This is a genomic window from Ectobacillus sp. JY-23 (assembly GCF_023022965.1).
GTDB lineage: Bacteria > Bacillota > Bacilli > Bacillales > Bacillaceae_G > Ectobacillus.
Genome location: NZ_CP095462.1, coordinates 2480859 through 2498816, shown reverse-complemented (window position 1 = coordinate 2498816; position 17958 = coordinate 2480859). Strand labels below are relative to the sequence as shown.

General features: G+C 38.1%; 20 protein-coding genes and 1 rRNA gene. 1 reads left to right on the top strand and 20 read right to left on the bottom strand.

What is annotated here, in order from left to right:
- Positions 1–12 precede the first annotated feature (12 nt).
- The 10 genes from purR to metG form a co-directional block, all read right to left on the bottom strand.
- Positions 13–864, bottom strand: a complete 852-nt coding sequence (gene purR / locus MUG87_RS12825; RefSeq protein ID WP_247082681.1) for a pur operon repressor — start codon at positions 862–864, stop codon at positions 13–15.
- Positions 865–918: 54 nt separating this feature from the next.
- On the bottom strand, positions 919–1788 hold the full coding sequence (ispE, locus tag MUG87_RS12820; protein ID WP_247082679.1) for a 4-(cytidine 5'-diphospho)-2-C-methyl-D-erythritol kinase: 870 nt from the start codon (positions 1786–1788) through the stop codon (positions 919–921).
- A 257-nt stretch (positions 1789–2045) separates the two neighbouring features.
- Positions 2046–2228 (bottom strand): small, acid-soluble spore protein, alpha/beta type, encoded by a 183-nt coding sequence (locus tag MUG87_RS12815; RefSeq protein ID WP_124565606.1) that lies wholly within the window; start codon positions 2226–2228, stop codon positions 2046–2048.
- A 196-nt stretch (positions 2229–2424) separates the two neighbouring features.
- Entirely contained in the window at positions 2425–2694 is a 270-nt protein-coding gene (gene veg, locus MUG87_RS12810) for a biofilm formation stimulator Veg (protein ID WP_124565605.1), read from the bottom strand.
- A 305-nt stretch (positions 2695–2999) separates the two neighbouring features.
- Entirely contained in the window at positions 3000–3875 is an 876-nt protein-coding gene (yabG, locus tag MUG87_RS12805) for a sporulation peptidase YabG (RefSeq protein WP_247082677.1), read from the bottom strand.
- A gap of 92 nt (positions 3876–3967) precedes the next feature.
- The gene (rsmA, locus tag MUG87_RS12800; protein ID WP_247082675.1) at positions 3968–4852 is read right to left on the bottom strand and encodes a 16S rRNA (adenine(1518)-N(6)/adenine(1519)-N(6))-dimethyltransferase RsmA; all 885 of its coding nucleotides are present in this window, start codon (positions 4850–4852) and stop codon (positions 3968–3970) included.
- Positions 4849–5406: a ribonuclease M5 gene (gene rnmV / locus MUG87_RS12795; RefSeq protein WP_247087690.1), complete on the bottom strand. Its 558-nt coding sequence runs from the start codon at positions 5404–5406 to the stop codon at positions 4849–4851. Before rnmV ends, rsmA begins: the two co-directional genes overlap by 4 nt.
- A 285-nt stretch (positions 5407–5691) precedes the next feature.
- Positions 5692–6888 (bottom strand): G5 and 3D domain-containing protein, encoded by a 1197-nt coding sequence (locus tag MUG87_RS12790; protein ID WP_247082672.1) that lies wholly within the window; start codon positions 6886–6888, stop codon positions 5692–5694.
- A gap of 163 nt (positions 6889–7051) precedes the next feature.
- Positions 7052–7819, bottom strand: coding sequence for a TatD family hydrolase (locus MUG87_RS12785; RefSeq protein WP_247082670.1), 768 nt, complete (start codon positions 7817–7819; stop codon positions 7052–7054).
- 278 nt (positions 7820–8097) lie between these two features.
- On the bottom strand, positions 8098–10089 hold the full coding sequence (gene metG, locus MUG87_RS12780; protein WP_247082668.1) for a methionine--tRNA ligase: 1992 nt from the start codon (positions 10087–10089) through the stop codon (positions 8098–8100).
- A gap of 433 nt (positions 10090–10522) precedes the next feature.
- Here metG and MUG87_RS12775 point away from each other — a divergent pair, with 433 nt between their 5' ends.
- Complete coding sequence (locus tag MUG87_RS12775; RefSeq protein WP_124565600.1) at positions 10523–10807, top strand: transition state genes transcriptional regulator AbrB; 285 nt, start codon at positions 10523–10525, stop codon at positions 10805–10807.
- 34 nt (positions 10808–10841) lie between these two features.
- Here the strand turns inward: MUG87_RS12775 and rsmI are convergent, their stop codons facing one another.
- From rsmI to rrf, 10 genes are all read right to left on the bottom strand, one after another.
- On the bottom strand, positions 10842–11714 hold the full coding sequence (rsmI, locus tag MUG87_RS12770; protein ID WP_247082666.1) for a 16S rRNA (cytidine(1402)-2'-O)-methyltransferase: 873 nt from the start codon (positions 11712–11714) through the stop codon (positions 10842–10844).
- Positions 11683–11970 carry a GIY-YIG nuclease family protein gene (locus tag MUG87_RS12765; RefSeq protein WP_247082664.1) on the bottom strand — a complete coding sequence of 96 codons (288 nt, stop codon included), beginning with the start codon at positions 11968–11970 and terminating at the stop codon, positions 11683–11685. Before MUG87_RS12765 ends, rsmI begins: the two co-directional genes overlap by 32 nt.
- A complete protein-coding gene (locus tag MUG87_RS12760; RefSeq protein WP_247082662.1) occupies positions 11960–12697 on the bottom strand; it encodes a tRNA1(Val) (adenine(37)-N6)-methyltransferase in 738 nt (245 codons plus the stop codon). The genes MUG87_RS12765 and MUG87_RS12760 overlap by 11 nt, the downstream gene beginning before the upstream one ends.
- A gap of 59 nt (positions 12698–12756) precedes the next feature.
- Positions 12757–13104 carry a DNA replication initiation control protein YabA gene (yabA, locus tag MUG87_RS12755; RefSeq protein ID WP_247082660.1) on the bottom strand — a complete coding sequence of 116 codons (348 nt, stop codon included), beginning with the start codon at positions 13102–13104 and terminating at the stop codon, positions 12757–12759.
- Positions 13105–13118: 14 nt separating this feature from the next.
- Positions 13119–13946, bottom strand: a complete 828-nt coding sequence (locus tag MUG87_RS12750; protein WP_247082657.1) for a PSP1 domain-containing protein — start codon at positions 13944–13946, stop codon at positions 13119–13121.
- A gap of 4 nt (positions 13947–13950) precedes the next feature.
- Complete coding sequence (gene holB, locus MUG87_RS12745; RefSeq protein ID WP_247082655.1) at positions 13951–14931, bottom strand: DNA polymerase III subunit delta'; 981 nt, start codon at positions 14929–14931, stop codon at positions 13951–13953.
- Between the two features lie 95 nt (positions 14932–15026).
- The gene (tmk, locus tag MUG87_RS12740) at positions 15027–15644 is read right to left on the bottom strand and encodes a dTMP kinase (protein WP_247082653.1); all 618 of its coding nucleotides are present in this window, start codon (positions 15642–15644) and stop codon (positions 15027–15029) included.
- Positions 15641–17059, bottom strand: coding sequence for an aminotransferase class I/II-fold pyridoxal phosphate-dependent enzyme (locus MUG87_RS12735; RefSeq protein ID WP_247082651.1), 1419 nt, complete (start codon positions 17057–17059; stop codon positions 15641–15643). The genes tmk and MUG87_RS12735 overlap by 4 nt, the downstream gene beginning before the upstream one ends.
- A gap of 226 nt (positions 17060–17285) precedes the next feature.
- The gene (locus tag MUG87_RS12730) at positions 17286–17465 is read right to left on the bottom strand and encodes a sigma factor G inhibitor Gin (RefSeq protein WP_247082649.1); all 180 of its coding nucleotides are present in this window, start codon (positions 17463–17465) and stop codon (positions 17286–17288) included.
- 355 nt (positions 17466–17820) lie between these two features.
- Positions 17821–17936: ribosomal RNA gene (gene rrf / locus MUG87_RS12725) — 5S ribosomal RNA — on the bottom strand.
- Positions 17937–17958 lie beyond the last annotated feature (22 nt).

The following is a 17958-nucleotide window of genomic DNA, read 5'->3' as shown; positions in this document are numbered from 1 at the left end:
GGGCTTGTATACTTATTCTTCTGTCACTAATTCTTCCTGTTGTAACGCCGGAAGCGCATAGTTTCCTCTTTCGAGTTCAATCACTTTATCACGGATATCGACGGAAGATAATCGTACAAGAGATACATAATCATCAATGAGCCGTTCCTCGATATCAACAGCTTCAACTAATACTCCAATACCTACAACATTTGCTTTAAATTCCTCAAGCATACTTACCATACCTTGTACAGTGCCGCCCGCTTTCATAAAATCATCAACAATTAGTACATTAGCACCTTCTTGCAGGCTTTTCTTAGATAGAGTCATAACTTGAATCCGTTTAGATGAACCGGATACATAATTGATACTTACTGTAGGGCCTTCTGTTACTTTACTATCTTTGCGCGCAATCACTACGGGCACATCTAAATAATTGGCAACTGCATAAGCAAGAGGAATCCCTTTTGTTGCCACTGTCATTACTACGTCAATGTCATGCTGTGCAAAGATTGAAGCAAACAATCGACCAGCTCCATTGATATAGTGAGGATTACTCAGCAAATCTGCCATATATAAATAGCCTCCAGGAAGAAGACGCGTAGGATCAGATAGTTGCTTACAAAACTCCCCAATTAAAGCATCTGCTTCTTGTTCATTCATATATGGGATATATTTGACACCACCAGCTGCCCCAGGAATGGTTTGCAATGTACCAACACCTTGTTGCTCGAACGTTTGTTTAATAATTACTAAATCTTCACTTATAGAAGATTTTGCAGATTGATATCGTTCAGCAAAAAAAGTGAGAGACATCAAACGTCTAGGGTTTTGTAGCAGGTAGTATGTCATGTCGACCAGTCGAGTACTGCGTCTAATTTTCACACCTTCACCTCAAATCACGAATATTCTAAATAAATCATACCCCATTATACGTCTTTATTCAAGTTTTTCTCGCTCACCAAGCATGCGAACTGCATACACGTGTTCACAAAAACCTTTTAGCCCATTATAGATACGCTGCATGCGTGAATCATAACGAACAAGCCCAAAAACAGTTGGACCGCTACCACTCATTAACACTGCATCCGCTCCAAAGCGCTTCATCTGTTCCTTAATATGCTGTACCTCAGGGTGCATACGGAACGTAACTTCCTCAAGTACATTTCCCACAGAGCTGCAAATTCCGTCATAGTCTCCTTCACGGATACTTTGAATCATGTCATCTACATTGGGATGTTGAATACGATCTACTTTTAAATTTCGGTATACATCCGCTGTTGATACACCGATTTTAGGTTTAGCTAAAATAACCCAACAAGGTGGAGGCGCTGGAATATGCTCAATTCTTTCTCCTCTACCTGTCGCGATAGCTGTTCCACCATATACACAAAACGAAACATCCGATCCAATTTCCGCGCCTATCTCTGCCAGTTCATCAACAGACAGTCCCAGCTTCCAAAGCTGATTCAACCCTCGCAAGGTTGCAGCTGCATCACTGCTTCCGCCAGCTAAACCTGCTGCAACAGGAATAGTTTTCTCAATTGCAATCGAAACACCTTTATCTACACGGTAACGTTCTTTAATTAATTTAGCAGCTTGATATGCCAAATTTCTTTGATCATCAGGAACATAACGGTTATGTGAAACAATTTCAATCCTATCTTCTGACAGCTCTGTTAGCTCTACACGATCTGCCAAGTCAATCGTTGTCATAATCATTCGCACATCATGGTAGCCATCCGTTCGTTTGCTCAATACATCTAAGGATAAATTAATCTTAGCTGGTGCCTTTACTAATAACTTCAATCTTTTCACCTACTCTAGATACTCAATCTTTGTCGTTTATTTTATCATACTTACATAGTCAGTAAGCCTAATTATAACCGAAAACTTCCATTAAGAAAAATGCTCGAGAATAAAACCATTTCTTTTATGGTGAAAGAGAATATCATACTTTGCTCCATAATACTTTAAAGCGATTTGTAAGAGTTCGTGCTCTATAAAAATAAGACTGCCAGGGAAACCTGACAGCCTTATTACCGCAGTTGAAAAGAATATATTTACTATTGATGCTTCTGACTTGCAAGCCGTTCTTCAGCTATCTCGATGGCTCGCTTTACCATGTTTCCGGCATCTTTGGCACGAATGCCTCCCCAGCCTTCCTTCTGTACAACATCATAAAAACCGAGTTCTTTTGCCAATTCTTCTTTAAAACCTTCTGACATGATACCTCGTCTTCTACTCAACGCAAACCCTCCTTTTTATGCTGCGGTATATCAGTACGCGTAGTTTTCCCACATAATAAACGGCAAGACAATACACACTCGAAAACTAAGGGTTATGAGCTTTTTTTCTACCGTCTACAAATTGTCCCTTTTCTACTCGTACTTCCATAGTATTAATAACAACGAAGGGTTTCACTACTAGCAAGTTATGTAAGGTTTAATGACTACTCCAAGCCGTGCCATCTGCTTGTTCATCTAAGAAAGTTAGTTCTACTGTTTCTGTTAATACATCCGCATAGCTATAAGATACACGCTGAAACGCATATTCTTCCTGGTCAAGTTGTATGACGAAAACAGAGGGATATGTTTCGGCTAAAAAGCCGGAGCGTTCGATAGTTTTTCTTCTCCCACTATTGGCTTTTAACATTAATCGTCTTCCGAGCTGGCCGTCTAAAGAATCTTTAATCTCAGTTAACCGTTTTGTCATATGTGATGCACCTCGCTGCTTGCGTATTTGTGAAAGTGACCTTATTTGACCGTAATTCACGCTTATAGTGTGTACAGCTTGGTTCTTTTTTATGTACAAAAAGTTTTGCTAAATCCTTGTATTCATGTTAAGGCCTGCCAATTGGAATCTAGCGTAGCTTCTATTAGGAAGAGAGCATGTATCAGAATGCTCCTTAATTATCAGTACGTGCAGAAAAACTATATTGTCATGTAGAAGGAGCTTTTCCTAAAGAGTCCGTTCACCTCCACGGACTCTTTAGCAAACACAAACAAACCCTTAGTAAGTTAATCTTCGTAATGTTGAAATGGCAATCCGGTTCGTAAAATTCCCCTTGTTTCAATCCCTCCAAGTCCTCGCTCACCTGTAATGGTATTCCGTACAACATCCCAAACGTTTACTCGATCAGCAAACGATGTAAAGCTGATTTTAGCAACCACATACACCGGATCCAATGCGTGAATATTAATTCTTGAAGGTGAGCTAGCAAAATTAGCTCCAGCCCGAATCAATGCCTCAAAATGGGATTGACATGCTCCTGCAAAAATAACAAGTTGATCTAAAGAAGGATACTTTTGCCTCGCTTCCTTCACTGCCTGTACGAAGTGTCTAGAATTACGATAAGCATGTAGGTCTCCTATTTTCCCTTTACTTTTTGTATAGGAATCATGTCCGGTAATCACCAATATATCTGGTTGAAATTGTATTAATAGTTCAGCAATTCTCTGTGGCATTTCTTCTTCTTTACAATGAACACCTTGTACAGGCACTCCTATTTTGGCATATAAATCTAAGCATTTTCGTAAATATAATGGATCTCCGTCCAGATGTAATACCTTACCTGGTAACTGAAAGTAGTTCACATCTGCAGTATACCCACTTGTTGAGTAATACTCATTACGCTGCTGAACCAAACGATAATCCTGCTGAAATAACTGATATGTGCGATCTAATTTGTTTTTCCCTTCTTTAGAACGTTCTCTATATTCATGTGAACTAACAATGATTAAATCATCAAGCGGCGCATCCGCGACTAATCGAAATTCTTCTCCAAACAGAACCGCGACTTTATTTGTATGATCCTCCCGTAACTCAATTACCCGAAAAAGAAGGTCACGCTGATGAGACGCTCTTTCCACTAAATCACCAATCTTTACCTCCATCTCTTCCTACCTCCAAGCTTCGGCGCATCGCTTTTCATTTCTTTATCTAGCCTATGAAGGAAATAAAAAAAAGTTACAAAAAAGACAGCTGCTTATTCTGCAGCTGCCTTACCTTGTAACAAAGCGTTGCTTAAACGAGCGAATTCTTCAATCGTTAATGTTTCGCCCCGGCGCTTCGGATCAATATCAATACCAAGTAATGTTTGTTCTAGCCATATCTTATCTTTTGGAATACCGCTTAAATTATTAGCTAGGTTATTCATTAATGTCTTGCGTCTTTGCGCAAAGCTAGCACGAATAACAGAGAAGAAGAAAGCCTCATCTGTTACATCAACCAATGGTTTAGAGCGCTTCGTTAAACGAATGACCGCCGAATCCACATTTGGCTGCGGCACGAACACCGTACGCGGTACAGTCAGAACTGTTTCTGCTTCTGTATAATACTGAATTGCAATGGACAATGAGCCGTACTCCTTTGTACCCGGACCTGCCGTAATCCGATCAGCTACTTCCTTTTGCATCATGGCTACGATGCCTCGAATTGGCAGATTTTCCTCGAGTAGCTTAAAGAGAATGGGTGTTGTGATATAGTATGGTAAATTCGCAACAATCATAACATCTTGACCTTCTCTAAACTCCTCCTTCATCACCTGTTTAACATCGGCTTTTAAGATGTCACTATGAATGACTTTAGCATGTGGATACGGTGCGAGTGTTTCTTCAAGAATAGGTAAAAGGCGTTGGTCAATTTCAAACGCTACAACTTTATTCGCTCGCTTTGCCAGTTGTTCTGTCAAAGCCCCTATACCTGGACCGACTTCAATCGCTCCTGACGTATTATCAAGATCTGCACAGTCTACAATTCTGTTTAATACATTTGTATCAATCAAAAAGTTCTGCCCAAGGCTTTTCTTAAACGAGAAGCCGTATTTTTCAAGTATCAATTTTGTCCGGTTAGGTGTGGCAATATCTTTCATTTCTTTTCCTCCTGTAACACTTGAGACATTGCTTCTGCAAACGCCTCTTTCGAAATCTGAAACATTTGAATTCGCTTAAATAATTGCTTACCATTTGTATGTCCAATTTTTAAGATTTTGCCTAGACGCATACGGCGATCACTTGCTTTTTCTCCTCCAGTCAGTCCTGCATCCACAATATCTTCCCATGTAATTTCACTTACATATTCTTTCATCTCTTCTTTTACATCCTGTAAGGCGCGGCGAATTGCTTCAGGTGTCGCATGCTCGATTCCTAGTCCTTTTTTCCGCTTGGCGATCGCTTCTTCTTTTGGCAAAAAAGCATGTTTGCACCCAGGGACCTTCTCTGCCACAATTTTACGAATACGTTCCCCTGGGTAATCAGGGTCTGTTAAAATAATAACGCCCCTTGTTGCCTGTGCAAGACGAATCCTTTCAATTACATCCTCACCAATTGCTGAACCATTTGTTTCAATTGTATCTGCATTTACAGCTCTTTTTATTGCAACTGTATCGTCTTTTCCCTCAACAACAATAACTTCTTTAATTCTCAATCCATTTGACACACTTTCACTCACCTTTACAAGCCTCTATAGAAAATCATTTTATTCTTAAAAATTTTTGTATACATTGAGCATTCCCTTATTATACTACAATACACAGCTGGATGTTTTATTTAATCAAATCCTCTTTTTTAACGTTGGCTCTGTTAAAGTTTGTTGTTGATTTCCATTATGGGGGTTCGCTTTACGCTGGCTCCCTTTACTCAAATAAACTCTAAATATCAACATCAAGCAACAGCCTACATATAAAAAAACAGAAGCCCTAGGGCCTCTGTTTTATCTTAGAATACGAATTTTTACTCGTTTACGTCCCCAAGCACTAGCTTGAGCTTCCGTCGGCATTAGAACGTCAATTTTTCTTCCTTTAATAGCGCCTCCAGTATCTCCCGCAATTGCATATCCATATCCCTCTACCCATACTTTCGTACCAAGCGGGATAATGCGCGGATCAACTGCAATCAACTTCATATGCGGATTTGCTTTATAGTTATATCCACCAGCACTTGTTCCCTGACAACCTCTGCAGTAAGGTGAATACGCAGTAGCCTCAACATAATACTCATCAGCAACAACGCCTCCTTCAGAACCACGAGAAGGTTCAACAGCCGCTGTTTGCATGGTTCCTACTGCGATCATTTTATCTTTACTTTCCTTTAAAGTAACCTGATTGCTGACAGTACGTGAAACTTCTACACCGTTTTCCTTAATAACTTCAAAGGTTTTTTGAACTTTACCTTCTTCGCCTTCTTGCAATACTTTCTCGGTTCCGATAGCCAATGAAGAATCCTTTTGCTTCACTATAGCGAACGGAACCACTTCTTCCACCACATCGCTAATCTTTTCGACACGAGTGATCTTAATATGCATGTTTGGTGTAATTGTTTGATCACGAGATGGCTCTACTCTGTCAGTTTCATTCAGCTTTACCTGTTGTTCATCTAAAAGATCAGCGACCGTAGCCGAAGCAGACCATAGTTGTTTCTCTTCCCCACCAACGTTTAATGTAAGAGCAAACGCATATCGTACTGTTACAGTGTCATTTTCTTTAAGTGGTGTATCTAAGCTTGGTGTAACTTTATCATGCTCGCCAAGCTCAATATCTTCATTTTTCAAAAGCTCTTTTACTGTTGTAGCTGGAGACTTTAATTCTCTTTTTTTACCATTTACTACAAGCGTAAATGATTCTGCTTTTTCCACTACAATATTCATGTTATCTGTCACCTTCGCAGATGCACTCGGTGTAACATGGTCATATTTATTGATTGTAATTCCTTTTTCCTTAAGTAATTCTCCTACCGTATCGGCATGCGTACGGAATGCCTCTTTCTTTCCTTCCACATCAACCGTAACGTTATCTTTTGTTCCAGCATAAGCTGCTGTGCCTACTGAACTGGATATTACTAGAGCGCTTGTAAGTTTTACTGCTAGCTTTTTACTTGTCCTCAACTTTAATAACAGGTTCTTTGTATTCACGAAGAACGCCTCCTTTATGTTTGAGATCAAATGACTAGCTTCCCCTTATGAATCTAGTAAATCCGGGCCGGTAAGATAATAGGAGAAGAAATAATAAAAGAGGGGTATATAACACCTGTGGTTTAATACGTAGCCTTTCGTATATAACCCTCTTTACCATATATTATTGGATATCGAAGATTCGCTTTGCATTTTCAGTAGTTACACGAGCAACCTCTTCGTAAGAAAGACCTTTTATGTCCGCAATCTCTTGCGCTACAAGTGAAACATATGCTGGCTCATTTCGCTTTCCGCGATGCGGATGGGGGGCCAAGTACGGACAATCCGTTTCAATGAGAAGTTTTTCAAGCGGAATTTGCGCCGCTACTTCCTTAGGCTTTTTGGCATTTTTAAACGTAACCGGCCCTCCTAAAGAAATCAAGAAGTTCATTTCAATGCACCGCTTTGCTGTTTCAGCACTTCCGCTAAAGCAATGCATAATTCCTCCTACTTCAGAAGCACCTTCTGATTTTAAAATATCTACGATATCCTGTGTTGCCTCTCGATTATGTATTACAATCGGTAAACCCACTTTTTTCGCTAGTCTAATTTGCTTTTTAAATACTTCTTGTTGTACTTCTTTTGGAGATTTATCCCAATAATAATCCAGGCCCGTTTCTCCAATAGCTACAACCTTTGGATGAGCGGCTAATTCTTCTAGCCACTGTAAATGTTCATCTGTCATGTCAATCGCATCAACAGGATGCCAACCGACAGCTGCGTAAATAAAATCATAGCGCTCAACGAGTTCCATTGCTTTATGAATAGTAACCTCGTCAAAGCCTACAACTACGATACGAGAAACGCCCGCTTCCTTTGTGCGTTCAATTACTTGTTGTAAATCTTCTTCAAATTGTTCCGCATTTAAGTGCGCATGTGTATCAAATAGCATTACATGATCCCCTTTACTGTGTTTAAGTCTAACATAACAGAAAATTACTTTCCTAACAGCCAAATAACAACTGTATTACATTTAGAATACATCTCATGTATATATTTTACAAAAAACGACAAAAAATCAGATGAAATACCCCATTTGATTACAGTTTCTTTACAAAAAGAACACAGACCTTGTAACAGAATGATATTTATCGACGCATTTTGGAACTCTACAACAAGAAAGAAGATGTTTCTAGTTGTTACACGTGAAACATCTCCTTTTTTGTCGATTTATTTAATTTTCGTACCGTTTGGTATAGATTGATCTATCGTGGCTAGTGAAAGTTTTCCGTTATCGCTTCCTGCAAGAATCATTCCTTGCGACAACTCGCCGCGAAGCTTTACAGGCTTTAAGTTTGTTACACAAATTACTTTACGCCCTTTTAGCTCTTCTGGAGAATAATACTGTGCAATGCCGGATACCACTTGTCTCTTTTCAGTTCCTAAATCTAATTGCAACTTAAGTAGCTTATCTGCTTTTTTAATTGGTTCGACCTCTAAAACTTCTGCTACACGTAGCTCTACTTTAAAGAAATCGTCAATTGTAATCTCAGATACTTCTTGTATCTCTTGTTTAACTTCTTCTTTTTCTTCTTGTTTCGGTGCTGTACCTTTCATTTGCTCTTGAATATATGCAACTTCAGGTTCCACTTCTAGCCTTGGAAAGATTGGTTGTGCTTTTGCTACCTTTGTTCCTTTTGTAATACCTGTAAAGTTCCCTAAGCTATCCCATGTTTGTAGCTCACTTTGTGTTAAGCCTAGCTGTGCGAAAATTTTTGCTGGTGTCTCCGTAAGGAATGGCATTAACATAATAGCAGACTGACGAAGTACTTCTGCTAAATGAGCCATTACCGCACTTAACTGCTTACGATTTTCTTCACTCTTAGCCAAGGCCCAAGGCTGTGTTTCGTCAATATACTTATTAGCGCGGCTAATCAATTGCCAAATCGTTGTTAACGCTACGGAAAACTCCATATTTTCCATAGCCTCTTCTACTTTAGCCACAGTAGCCTTCGCAACATCTTGCAAGTCCTGGTCAAAGTTTGTAGCAATACCTTCATAAACTGGAATTTCACCTTCAAAGTATTTATCAATCATTGCAACAGTACGGTTTAATAGATTTCCTAAATCATTTGCCAAATCGTAGTTTAGACGCTCAACAAAACCTTCCGGTGTAAACACACCATCTGACCCGAATGGTACTTCGCGAAGTAAATAATAACGCAAAGCATCTAGACCATAGCGATCGATAAGCATAACTGGATCCACTACATTTCCTTTAGATTTACTCATCTTTCCATCCTTCATTAAAATCCAACCATGAGCAAATACTTTCTTCGGTAGCGGCAAATCTAATGCCATCAGCATAATTGGCCAATAAATTGTATGGAAACGAACGATCTCTTTTCCTACAAGATGCACATCTGCCGGCCAGTATTTTTTATAGTTCGTATCGTTATCCGTACCATACCCTAATGCTGTAATGTAGTTTGATAGTGCATCTATCCATACATAAATGACATGTTTGGGATTACCAGGTACTTTAATTCCCCAATCAAAAGATGTACGGGAAACAGCTAGGTCTTCGAGGCCTGGCTTAATAAAGTTATTAATCATTTCATTTTTACGAGATTCTGGCTGAATAAACCCTGGATTTTCTTCGTAAAACTTTAATAAACGATCTGCATATTTTCCCATACGGAAAAAGTAAGATTCTTCTCTTACTAACTCGACAGGATGACCACTGTCAGGACTCTTACCGCCAACTACTTTCCCATTTTCCATAATTGGATCTGCCAATTGGTGTTCTGTATAGAACGTCTCGTCTTGTACAGAATACCAACCTTCATACTCATCTAAATAAATATCACCTTGATCCAGAAGCTGTTTAAAAATCTTCTCAACCACTTCTTTATGACGATCTTCTGTTGTTCGAATAAAGTCGCTATATGAGATATCCATTTTAGTCCACAATTCTTTAATACCTGCAACAATTCCATCTACATAGGCTTGTGGTGTAACCTGTAGCTCTTCTGCTTTCTTTTGAATTTTTTGACCGTGTTCATCGGTTCCAGTCAAATAATATACATCAAACCCTCGCAGGCGTTTGTAACGAGCCATCGCATCTCCGGCAACTGTTGTGTATGCGTGTCCAATATGCAACTTACCACTTGGATAGTATATTGGTGTGGTAATATAAAAAGTCTTTTTTTCCTCTATCATTGTTTATCCTCCCAAATGACCTATGTACTAGTACTAGTATATCAAAAACCTTTATACAAAAACGAGATTACAACACTCAATTCTACTCAATATTATCAGGTATTTCTATTACCACTTAAAAATATACGTTAAATTAAAAGTAATACATCTATTTTCTATTACAAAAATAAACAATTTAAAATTTAAAATATATCAATTTTATATTTTTTAATTTATTTACATATCGCTATAAGATTATAAGTAGTAAAAATGTGTCAAATCTATTACATTTCGACATATATTTCTTAAATTTTTTATAGAAATTTAGAATTTAATAATTGACGTAAATGTAAATCATTGGTATGATGAAGCAGTAATAAATTTTGTCGAAAAATGACGAATTTAGATATATAATTATCTTATAAATAAATAGTATTTGAGAGGAGAAAAAGAGATGAAATCTACAGGTATTGTTCGTAAAGTTGATGAGTTAGGACGCGTGGTAATTCCTATTGAATTACGTCGCACACTTGGTATCGCAGAGAAGGATGCACTGGAAATTTACGTAGACGATGAGAAAATCATTTTGAAAAAATATAAGCCAAACATGACTTGCCAAGTTACAGGTGAGGTGTCTGACGATAACCTTTCTTTAGCTGATGGCAAAATCATTCTTAGCCCAGAAGGTGCAGAAGCTATTCTTTCTGAATTGCAACAATATCTTACAACAGTAAAATAATACATGAAAAAAAGCTGAGCGCAGTGCTCAGCTTTTATTCGTGTATATGATATGCCTGGTACACATCTCGTTTCGACATATTTCGCTCTTTTGCTACTGTTTTAACTGCTTCTTTTGCGTGAATTCCCTGCTCAGCTACATAAAATTGCACATGCTCTAGAACAGATAATTCATCCCACCAAGCCTCTTCAGTTGGTGCTTCTTCTTTTGATCCTTCCACTAATAAGCAGAATTCTCCTCGTACTTCCCCTTGTTTGACCCATTCTAGTACGTCGTCTAATGGCCCTCGAATAAATTCTTCAAACTTCTTCGTTAACTCGCGACATATAGCTACATTGCGGTTTCCTAACACTTCACGCATGCTAAGCAAGCTTTCTGTGAGTCGATGTGGTGCTTCATAAAAGATCAACGTATCCTGTATGTAGCGTAACTTGTCTAATTCCTGCTTGCGTTCTTTCTTATTCCTTTGCAGAAATCCATAAAAATAAAAGTGCTTTGTCGACAAGCCTGATGCGATTAAAGCAGTGAGTGCTGCATTAGCACCGGGTAGTGGAACAACTGTATACTGAAGTGAGGTTGCTTCTACTACCAATTCATAGCCCGGATCAGATATACATGGTGTTCCAGCATCGCTTACAAGAGCTATGGTTTTTCCCTCTTCTAATAGGCTAATAATTTTCTGTTTACTCGTTTCTTTATTATGCTCATGGTGGCTTAATATAGGGGTATCAATTTCAAAGTAATTACATAATTTTTTTGTTTGTCTCGTATCTTCAGCAGCAATAAAGTCTACTTCCTTCAGAATGCGAATTGCTCGAAATGTCATATCTTCTAGATTTCCTATTGGCGTAGGAACAAGAAATAATGTGCCTTTGTTATTGGGCTGAAAGCTTTTTTGTTGCCACATGGCAATCTCCTCTTTTCATATAAACTTCTTTCTGACTGCGTCTTAGCTGTTTAAAATGATATTCTGCCTTCATTGCATCTGATTTTGAAGCAAATATCTCATAATAAATAAGCGTTACTGGTCTACGGGCTCTTGTATATTTTGCACCCTTTCCCTCATTATGATGAAGGATACGTTGTTTTAGACGATTTGTATAACCCGCATAATAACTTCCATCACTGCATTGAACCACATAAAAATAATGATTATGCTCCATACAAAATAGCACGCATTTCTTTTGTATATTCATTATTATCTTGATAAACAGTAAGTGGCGGTAATACTTTTAAATCTGGATTTCCGTCTTTTATTCCCTCTATTAATAGCATGTTTGCTTCCTTACCTTCTTTCGGATATACAAGCTGCAAACGCTTTGGTTCTACCTTATATGCTCTCATAAGGGTAATAATATCTAAAAGCCTTCCAGGCCTGTGAACAAAAGCAATTTTACCGCCTTGCTTCACAAGCTGACTGCTAACACGTACTACATCCTCCAATGTACACATAATTTCATGTCTAGCGATAGCCAAATGCTCGTTTGGATTTATTTCTGATGTGTTTGGTGTTTGAAAATAGGGTGGGTTACATGTCACAGCATCAAACTTATGGTATCCCAACACGTTTGGCATATCTTTTAGGTCTCCATGAATTAAACGGATGCGTTCTTCCAATTTATTTTCTTCAATACTGCGTACACCCATATGATAAATACGTTCTTGTATTTCAACACCTGTAATATTTCCCTTCGTACGACTGCTCATAAGCAGGGGTACGACTGCATTACCGGTACATAAGTCTAGAATTTCTCCTTTTTGAATAGGTAACCAAGCAAATCTTCCAAGTAACACTGCATCTAACGAAAAGTTAAATACAGAGGGACTTTGAATGATTTTTATATCCTCTCCAGGTAAATAATCCAACCTCTCATCATCATACAAATGCATACATAAGCTCCTTTGACGTTATATAAAAATTACCTTTCCAATCTCTTGGAAAGGTAATTTCACTTTTTATTAAGAAAAGAAAGGCAAAACAAGCAATCGCCTTCTTTGCGAACACTTCCGTAATGTAAGTTACAAATATGAAAGCCTTCTTGATATAATCTGGCCAAGTTATCGTAGCCTTCTCCAATATCTTTTGCTACTTTCTTTTGTCTCTCTTTAGAATGAGTACGTTTGGATTGTGAAACTTGTTCAAAATGTTGACGAAGATTCTCATTTTCCATTTTGATATGTTGGTTTTCTTCCAACAACTCTGCAAGATGTTGCTTTAATTCACCCAATTGCTTATATAAATGTCCAATCTGCTCTTCCATGCTAGAAACAGATTGGAAAATATCCTTTTTCTCCACAAGCATCCACCCCATTAATCCGTGGCTTGACTAGAAACGACGCCTCCATTAATTAGCTCGTCCAATGTATATTCAATTACACGATCTTTTCCGATAAGTTCCACTTGGATTAAACGCTCCAGTATATTTAATCCAACTACTCTTCCCAGACCGCTTGGTGTTTGGATTTTTTGCTCTAAATCCGGCAGCTGCTCTTTTGCCGCTTCATATTCATCATTTTCATACTTTAAGCAGCACATTAAACGGCCACATAGTCCTGAAATTTTTGCAGGATTTAAAGATAAGTTTTGATCCTTTGCCATCTTAATAGAAACTGGATCAAAATCACCCAGAAATGTCGAGCAACATAGCATCCTACCACAAGGACCTATTCCACCCAGCATTTTCGCTTCATCACGTACCCCAATTTGCCTTAGTTCAATACGTGTGCGGAATATAGCAGCTAAATCTTTTACAAGCTCTCTAAAGTCAATACGGCCGTCTGCAGTGAAATAAAAAATAACTTTATTCCGATCAAATGTGTACTCTACATCCACAAGCTTCATATCTAACTCATGAATCGCTACTTTTTCTGAACATACACGATAGGCTTCTTTCGCAGCTACTTTGTTTTCTTCCACAATACTTCGATCATTTTCATCCGCAATACGAAGCACCTTTTTCAGAGGAAGCACTACATCGTTTTCATCGACCTTTTTTTGATTCATTACAACCTTACCATATTCAATTCCTCTTACTGTTTCTACAATAACGAATTCGTTTTCAGGAATATCAAGATGGTTTGGGTCGAAGTAATAGATTTTTCCTGCCTTTTTAAACCGTACTCCTACTACATCGTACAAGCAACTACCCCTCCTGTAAGCGCAATACCAATTGTTCAAATGTCAGCTGTACATTTACATTAGCATTTAGCCTATTTTTTGCTTCTAATATATTTGAAAGTGCCGAAACAATACGTTTTTGAGAATAGGAGAGCGTCTCAAATAAAGATTGTTGGTCAATAAATGTTATATTTTCCGTTTCATTAAGTTGAACATATAATAAATCCTTATAAATTAGGAGTAATAAGTCCAAACCAATTTGAATTTGCTCTTTATCTGTAAAATGCTTGAGCCACTTTTCTCGAACAAAAAAAAGCGATGAGGCATCTCCTAAAGCCTCACATAATTTTATCACTAAAGCTCTAGCTTGTGCAAACCATTCATCGTTACATAGTTCTTCCGCTTCTTGGATATTGTTTGTTAACTGCGCAACAGTTAGTGCAAATGGTTTGGATATTCCCTTTTCCTCAAGCCTCATAACCATGGCATGCTTTACTAGTGGTTGGAATGTTAGCGTTTGGCAACGTGAAAGGATCGTGTTTAAGATCTTGTGACTGTTTTCTGTTAGGAGGATAGCCATTGTTCCGCTATGGGGTTCTTCTAAAAACTTCAACAATGTATTTGCCGCTGTCGTTGTCATACGATCTGCATGCTCAACAATATATACCTTTTGATTTGACTCAACACCAGTCTTAGCAAACTCCTCTTGTAAATCTTGCACCTGTTGCTTTTTAATAGAAGCACCTTCCGGTTTTACAATATGCACGTTGGGATGATTACCTGACATAATGCGTTTACAATTGCGACAAGCTTGACATGGTTCATACCCATTACGTTGTTCACAAAATACACTTTTCGTAAGTTGCAAAGCTACATCCAGCTTCCCTGTTCCTTTTGAACCCTCAAATAAATAGGCATGGGATATTCTATTTTTCTTTATACTATTGGTTAACATCTTTGCAACAAGCGGTTGTACAACCATAAATTGCTCCCACGTTGTTCCCATTTTATATCACTCACTTATATCGTATTTCTATAAAAGGACTACTTATATCTTTATTATACCAACTTTCTTGTGCATATGTTATGTTTCCACTTTTTTCATATATACTGTTTTACAAGATACAATACATCCTGTAAAACCTGGTCTGCTTCTTGATTTCCTTCAATACGCTTCATACGCTCAGGGAATAGATTTAACAGCTGTAGGTAACCTTCTCTTACCTTATGGTGGAAGGCTATTCCTTCTAAATCTAGTCTATTAATTTCTCTTTCATTATCTTTATGGATACGGGCTAAGCCCACTTCAGGCTCGATATCTAGATAAATAGTAAGATCGGGCATACGCCCCTCTGTCGCAAAACGATTGATTTCTAAAATATTCTCTATTCCCAGGCCCCGCGCGAAGCCTTGATAGGCAAGTGAACTATCTATAAATCGATCGCAAATAACGATTGTTCCTCTTTCCAATGCCGGTATTACCTTTTCTATAAGATGCTGTCTACGGGCAGCTGCATATAACAAAGCTTCCGTCCTTGCGTCCATCGCAAGATGTGATGGATCATGAATGATTTCACGGATTTTTTCTGAAATCTCGATACCACCTGGTTCTCTTGTAAGCAGAACATGATATCCTTCTTGTTGCAAGATAGGAACAAGCTTAGTTAATAATGTTGTCTTGCCTGATCCTTCAGGCCCTTCAATTGTGATAAACTTCATAATCTATTCCCCTTCTTTACATCATATACTTTAATATATTCTATATCGGTTTGAAATGTTGCCCCAGCCTCTTTCAAGTGCATAATGTGACGCAAATGAGTCTGTGTAATGCGTTCCCCCTTCAAAAGCAACGGAATGCCAGGCGGATAGGGAACAATAGGTTCGGCTGCAAGATAGCCCAAAGCTTCCTCTAGAGGTAACTCCCTCTTAAGTAGTTGAGCTAATTGCCCATAAGGAACTTCTAACGCTTGTAGAAGTGGTTCACTATTTGCAGTAAGCTTATTGATTGGCATCACAGGATACGCACGTAAAGCATCTGCGATAATATCTATTACTTGTTCAAGAGTTTCATCTATATATAACGGCAAAATAAACAGTACATTATATACATCTGCTAGTTCTGTATAAATTCCTTTTTCCTCAAACAGCGCTTGTAGCTCAAAGCCTGATAAAGCACATCTTGTCTGTATAATGACTTTTAGCGGGTCGTTTGGGTATAGTATTTCAATTTGCGGTATACCTGCAAGTCGCTCTTTCCATACACGATAAAAGGCAAGTAGCGGTTCTATGTTACTTTCTTTTATTTGCGCTAACTCAAATCGTGCCAAATCTAAAGATGCCATAATTGGATAGGATGGACTACTTGATTGTAACATATGGAGATATTCTGCAACCGTTTCCTCTTCTACTCTACTACTATTTATGTGCAAGTAAGATCCCATCGTCATAGCAGGCAACGTTTTATGAGCTGAATGCACAACGATATCTGCACCGTAAGCTAATGCCGATTTAGGAAAAGGATGTCCTAAGCAAAAGTGTGCACCATGTGCTTCATCAACCAATACAACGAGGTGATGCTTATGCGCAAGATCAATCATATTTTGTAAATTTTGTGTCATTCCATAATAATTGGGGTGTGTTAGAATAAGTGCCTTGGCATGTGGATATGCCTCAATAGCTGCTTCTAGTGTCTCATATGCTACACCAACAGGAACTTGCGCCTTCTCATCGACCTCTGTTCGCAAAAAAACAGGCACAGCACCAGCAAGCTGAATGCCATTTATAACTGACTTGTGACAGTTGCGTTGCACCAATATTATATCCCCTGAACGGCATGTAGCTAAAATCATCGCTAAGTTCCCTACAGTAGAACCATTCACTAATAAAAAGCTTTTTTTCACACCATATAAATCTGCAACAAGCTCTGCTGCTTCTTTAATACATTCTGTTGGATGATGTAAATCATCTAAATTGCTTAACTCCGTTACATCAATCTCTAGTAAATGATTAAAATGCTTACTAGCATGCTTAGAGGCAAAACGCCCATTTTTATGACCTGGTACATGAAATGAAACAGGTTTGTGTTGAGCAAATTGCACTAATGTATCATATAAAGGGGTTTTTGATTGATTCATTTTGATTATCCTCAGCTTAGTTAATATTGACTAGTATATCTTTTGACAGTTTACTATAATAAGTCTTTCAGTAGAAGAGAATGGGTCTGGCCACATCTGTGCCAGCCTATCTTTTTCATGCTTCTTGGAGAAGAACTTCAGTGAACGATAAAAAAAACAATAGGCTATAGCCTACTGTTTTATAGATTTTTCGAATGCGAAAGCTCACTTCTATATAACGGGAATATCAAGCGTGTATCCTTCGCAATTTTGTAAGATAAAATTCATACTTAGGATCGTTGGTTTCCGTACATATAATATCTTTCTCGCAACTCTCGCATATAAACCCATTATACAACGTAATACCAGTAGGCTTTTCAAGATCACATACAATACAAGATTTTGTTACATTGATTGTATTCTCCAAACCCTTCACCTCCGTATTATTATAGTTAACTGTTATCTTAATTTTTATACATTTTTAAATTATTTAGTTAATTATTCGTCTTATATCCTATGATACAGATATTTTATTGGTGCCTATCTTTATTTGATTTACAATCCTCTATGTTATATAAAGTAAGAGCCCTTTGAAACAAAGCTCTAAGGTTCTTTATTGATTTTCATTACAGGATTTTACTTTCAAAGAGCCGTTCGGGGGCTCCTTAGCACTATGTGCCTTTGGGATTCTCATACATCGTAATTAATAAATACAGATATCAAGATTAAATTTTAACACAACCAAAACAAAAAAGCCGGTCAAAATGACCGGCCTACTGTGTGCCTAGCGACGTCCTACTCTCACAGGGACAAGGTCCCAACTACCCTCGGCGCAAAAGAGCTTAACTTCCGTGTTCGGTATGGGAACGGGTGTGACCTCTTTGCCATCATCACTAGACATATGAAGGCATGTTCCTTCA

Coding starts and splice junctions, on each gene's coding strand:
- veg (WP_124565605.1), bottom strand. CDS start 2,694: ATGACAAAACGGTTAACTGAGATTAAAGATTCTTTAGACGGCCAGCTC.
- yabG (WP_247082677.1), bottom strand. CDS start 3,875: ATGGAGGTAAAGATTGGTGATTTAGTGGAAAGAGCGTCTCATCAGCGT.
- rsmA (WP_247082675.1), bottom strand. CDS start 4,852: ATGAAAGATATTGCCACACCTAACCGGACAAAATTGATACTTGAAAAA.
- MUG87_RS12785 (WP_247082670.1), bottom strand. CDS start 7,819: ATGCTATTTGATACACATGCGCACTTAAATGCGGAACAATTTGAAGAA.
- metG (WP_247082668.1), bottom strand. CDS start 10,089: ATGATAGAGGAAAAAAAGACTTTTTATATTACCACACCAATATACTAT.
- MUG87_RS12775 (WP_124565600.1), top strand. CDS start 10,523: ATGAAATCTACAGGTATTGTTCGTAAAGTTGATGAGTTAGGACGCGTG.
- rsmI (WP_247082666.1), bottom strand. CDS start 11,714: ATGTGGCAACAAAAAAGCTTTCAGCCCAATAACAAAGGCACATTATTT.
- MUG87_RS12765 (WP_247082664.1), bottom strand. CDS start 11,970: ATGGAGCATAATCATTATTTTTATGTGGTTCAATGCAGTGATGGAAGT.
- MUG87_RS12760 (WP_247082662.1), bottom strand. CDS start 12,697: ATGCATTTGTATGATGATGAGAGGTTGGATTATTTACCTGGAGAGGAT.
- holB (WP_247082655.1), bottom strand. CDS start 14,931: ATGGGAACAACGTGGGAGCAATTTATGGTTGTACAACCGCTTGTTGCA.
- tmk (WP_247082653.1), bottom strand. CDS start 15,644: ATGAAGTTTATCACAATTGAAGGGCCTGAAGGATCAGGCAAGACAACA.
- MUG87_RS12735 (WP_247082651.1), bottom strand. CDS start 17,059: ATGAATCAATCAAAAACCCCTTTATATGATACATTAGTGCAATTTGCT.